The sequence below is a fragment of the Bifidobacterium sp. POST2/T3 (B1) genome, from assembly GCF_058197115.1.
Map to the genome: position 1 here is coordinate 1 of NZ_JBVPQK010000235.1, position 4064 is coordinate 4064.

The window sequence follows — 4064 nt, forward strand, 5'->3', positions numbered from 1 at the left end:
GCTCGAACCGGGGAGGGAGCGGAGTTCGGACTGCTTTCGGCAAAGTGATAGTCCCCCTCTTCCCTCAGCCGCCGAAGACAAGAAGATCGCCGCCCCTCCCCACGGTGAAGAACCCCCGTCATAGCCATAACTGACGGGGGTTCTTCCATATCTTCAGTTCCTGTCTTTAAATTCTGTGCCTATGATTCGGGCCGTGCATCGAAACACGACTTTTATACAGACGCCGGAGAAGGAGAATTTGAACCTGAGAATGCGACTGCGCGGAACTTTCGATCCCGGTTTGGAGATTCACCAAACTTGAGTCTCGGATCCAAAGGAGACAGAGGCTAAACGAGCAGATAACCGTCCCAGCCAAGCATTAGACGACTCATGGGTTGCACACGCCTGACCATCCTGTAGTCGGCCTTAATGAACTCAAGCGAGCCATCGGCCATGCGGTTTCACGTGAAACGTCGGCGTATCAAAAGCCCCTCAAAATGAAGAGAACCCGGCGGTGTGTGAACACCGCCGGGCGAGAGAGAAGAAAGGGAAATCAGTTGTCGGACGGAGGTCAACCGCCCGTTCGGTTTTTGAGCCGATATCTATAGTAAAGAACAGCTACCTTATGGGGACGATAGTGTTATCTGAGAATTCTCTGTGAATCCAGCCAGGTCAAAGGCGGGTATAGGGCCAGTTAGACTGGATTTCGGATGGTTTCCCGCCTGACGAGAGACCTCGACCAATGAACCTAAAGGAGATACCTCGGCATGTTGCTCAGCGACCATGACATTCTGGATGCCCACCAGGCAGGACACCTGAATCTGGACCCGTGGACGCCCGCCATGGTTCAGCCCTCCAGCGTGGACGTGCGTCTGGACCGCTACTTCCGGGTCTTCAACAACCATCAGTACACCTACGTGGATCCGGCGGAGGACCAGGGTGCACTAACTGAGCAGTTCGAGGTACCAAAGGACGAACCCTGGATCCTGCATCCAGGCGAGTTCGTTCTTGGATCCACCTGGGAGTACGTCAAGCTGGACTCGACACTAGCGGCGCGACTAGAGGGCAAGAGCTCCCTAGGCCGTCTGGGAATCCTGACTCACTCCACTGCCGGATTCGTCGATCCCGGCTTTGAGGGGCACATCACCTTGGAGCTGTCCAACGTGAGCACCCTTCCGGTCAAACTCTGGCCTGGCATGAAGATCGGCCAGATGTGCTTCTTCCAGCTCTCCTCGCCGGCTCAGTATCCTTATGGCTCCAAGCACAACGGCTCCCATTACCAGGGCCAACGCGGTCCAACTCCTTCCCGCTCCTACGTCAACTTCTACAAGGCCGACGTCTCGGACTGACTGCCAACAGTCGCCTCCGCCATCATCTTGACTTCGAGCGCACTCGAAGGGGTATAGCTGAATCTGCCGGAATGACCCGGCCAAGATAATGGCAAGGAGATCAACCCATGGCAATCAAACAGACGGCGGGCCACGACCAGCTCGGTCGGTTCGCACCACAATTCGCACAACTCAATGATGATGTGCTCTTCGGCCAGGTCTGGTCCCGCGAGGACGAACTTTCGGCTCGAGACCGCAGCATGATCACATGCGCAGGTCTGATGAGCATGGGACTCTTCCCCCAGTTGAAGAGCCATATGGCCATGGCCAAAGGCAATGGCGTCACCCGCACTGAAATGGTGGCACTGATCACCCACCTGGCCTTCTATGCAGGCTGGCCCAAGGCATGGTCGGCTTTCGACCTGGCCAAGGAGATCTACGGTGAGGGCGAACATGATGACGAGAGCCAAGAACCCCCTGCAACCGCAAATGGAACCGAGCCCGATTCAGGGCCCTATCCCTTGGGAGACTCGGCTGACGGACCCAACTTCACTGGTCACGTCTGGTTGCACCGACTGACTGATCCGGACGCAGAATGCTCAGCCAGCAATGTGACCTTCGCATCCGGATGCGTCAACCGTTGGCACACCCACCCGCACGGCCAGCTCCTGATCGTAACTGCCGGGCAGGGGTGGGAGCAGGAGGAGGGCCATCAGCCCCGTAGACTGGAACCCGGCGACGTAGTCTTCTGTCCGGCAGGCATCAGGCACTGGCATGGCGCCTCAAGCCAGTCGTCAATGACCCACATCGCCGTCACCCCAGCCTCGAGCGGACAGTCCCCTGTCGAGTGGATGGAGTTCCCAGATCCTGACCAGGTGGCCGCTCTGGGATGACTCGCAGGGCCAATCTGAACGTCCTAATCTACGAAGGTACAGCGTGTCTTCGCCCTGCAGATATTGGGTCCGACAGACATCTGGCCGGTTCCCGCCTGCCCTTACACTAAAGACATGGCTAACAAGAAAGGCCCGACCAAGGGTTCGGGCGGCAAGCACCGCAACAAACTGCGCGGCCGGGGGCCTACCCCCAAAGCTGAGGATCGCGTCTACCACAAGGCCTACAAGGCCCGACAGGCGGCCCAGCGCAGGCAGGCGGCAGATCCACGTCTGGCAGCCCGCCGCCGGGCCGACCGGTTCACCTCTGATTCCGATGATCTGGTCATCGGCCGCAATGCAGTCCTGGAAGCCCTGCGTGTAGGAGTCCCGGCTAGCCAGCTCTATCTGGCCGCTCGGATGGAACACGACGACAGGACCAGAGAAATCGTACGGCTGGCCGGGCAGGAGGGACTCAACCTTCTGGAAGCCGATCGTCTGGAGATGAACCGCATCGCCCGATCCAGCAACCACCAGGGTGTAGTCCTCAAGGTGCAGCCCTACCAGTACGCCTCCCTGCAGAGCCTGGTCGACAGGGCCGAAAAGCACGCAGCCGCCCTAGACGGGGCCGACCAGGCGACTAAGGTTGCCGCCCGCCCGCTGTTCATCGCTCTGGATGGAGTGACCGATCCGCAGAATCTTGGAGCCGTGATCCGCTCAGCAGCAGCCTTTGGGGCCTCGGGGGTGGTCTTGCCCGAACGCCGCAGCGCCTCGGTCACAGCCGCGGCCTGGAAAGTGTCCGCCGGAGCCGCTGCCCATCTGCCCGTTGCCCGCGTGGTCAATCTGACCAAGGCCATTCAAGGGCTCAAGGAGCGCGGCTACTACGCGGTTGGCCTGGACGGTGCAGGCACCACCACAGTAGGCGAGACAGGCTTCGAGACCGATCCTCTGGTGGTGGTCTTGGGCTCCGAGGGCAAGGGGCTAAGCCGCCTGGTCCGTGAGAGCTGCGATGCCCTGGCCTCTATCCCCATTTCCAGCTCGGTGGAATCCCTGAATGCCTCGGTCGCGGCCGGCATCAGCCTCTACGCCGTAGCTATGGCACGCCGACGGTCCGCCAGCCAAGCCGAATAAACCCAGGCAGGCGCCAACAATCTGAACGCAGACAGACCAAGCGGCAACAGCCTGCGCTCCTCACCAGACCGCCGCCGCACTAACCAAAAAGTCAGCTGGAGGCCCAGACCGCGTCATCCTGATCGTCCTGATCGGCAGCCGCATCCAGGCTGCCGGGGGCGTAGACCGATCTCAGCGAGCTTCGGCCGCCATTCATATCCTCAAAGGCTGGTTGTGACGGCACTTCCCCGCCTGCCCGGTCACGGTCCGTCTGGGTGTCTGCTCTAGTCTGGCCTTCAGCATTGGTTTGGTCAGTCACCCCACTGTCAGTTGTGTCTTGGCCTCCCACTTCATGGCCATTTGCATCCTTGTCGGTCCAATCGCGGCCGGCTTGCTCACCTTGACCGGCCCGGGCATGGGCGCCCTGCCAATTCATCTCGTCGTCGACCACCCCGGCATCGGCCTCTTCGTTGATGGTCTTCATATCCTCGGAGTCCAACCGGTACTCGGGCAGAGACTCGCTGATATAGCTTTGCACAGCCTCAGCCATGGGCACATCGTGTCCGGCCTTCTCGGCCATCAGCCAGCGGTGGGTCAGCACCTCATGGAAAAACTGGGCCGGTTCGATCTGCGAGCGGTATTCCGGCGGGATCATGCGCACAGTGGGCTCGAAAACCTCGCGCATCCAGTCGGTGGCCACAATCTCCAAGTCCTCGCCCTGACGCCAGGTGGAGGCACGATAGGCATCCAAATCGTTGAGCAGCCGCCGGGCCTGGTT

The 4064-nt window shown here is 60.2% G+C and carries 4 protein-coding genes; 3 read left to right on the top strand and 1 reads right to left on the bottom strand.

Annotated elements, in window-relative coordinates:
• The first annotated feature begins 746 nt into the window (after positions 1-746).
• From dcd to rlmB, 3 genes are all read left to right on the top strand, one after another.
• Complete coding sequence (gene dcd / locus AC0AP0_RS09655) at positions 747-1328, top strand: dCTP deaminase (protein ID WP_024627087.1); 582 nt, start codon at positions 747-749, stop codon at positions 1326-1328.
• Positions 1329-1435: 107 nt separating this feature from the next.
• A complete protein-coding gene (locus AC0AP0_RS09660) occupies positions 1436-2200 on the top strand; it encodes a carboxymuconolactone decarboxylase family protein (protein WP_490430307.1) in 765 nt (254 codons plus the stop codon).
• Between the two features lie 114 nt (positions 2201-2314).
• On the top strand, positions 2315-3307 hold the full coding sequence (gene rlmB, locus AC0AP0_RS09665) for a 23S rRNA (guanosine(2251)-2'-O)-methyltransferase RlmB (protein WP_490430308.1): 993 nt from the start codon (positions 2315-2317) through the stop codon (positions 3305-3307).
• Positions 3308-3398: 91 nt separating this feature from the next.
• Here the strand turns inward: rlmB and AC0AP0_RS09670 are convergent.
• On the bottom strand, positions 3399-4064 hold a 666-nt coding region (locus AC0AP0_RS09670), incomplete at its 5' end, for a DUF4032 domain-containing protein (RefSeq protein ID WP_490430309.1).

Excerpts from the sequence above, each read along its gene's own strand:
- rlmB (WP_490430308.1), top strand. The coding sequence starts at position 2,315 with ATGGCTAACAAGAAAGGCCCGACCAAGGGTTCGGGCGGCAAGCACCGC.
- AC0AP0_RS09660 (WP_490430307.1), top strand. The coding sequence starts at position 1,436 with ATGGCAATCAAACAGACGGCGGGCCACGACCAGCTCGGTCGGTTCGCA.
- dcd (WP_024627087.1), top strand. The coding sequence starts at position 747 with ATGTTGCTCAGCGACCATGACATTCTGGATGCCCACCAGGCAGGACAC.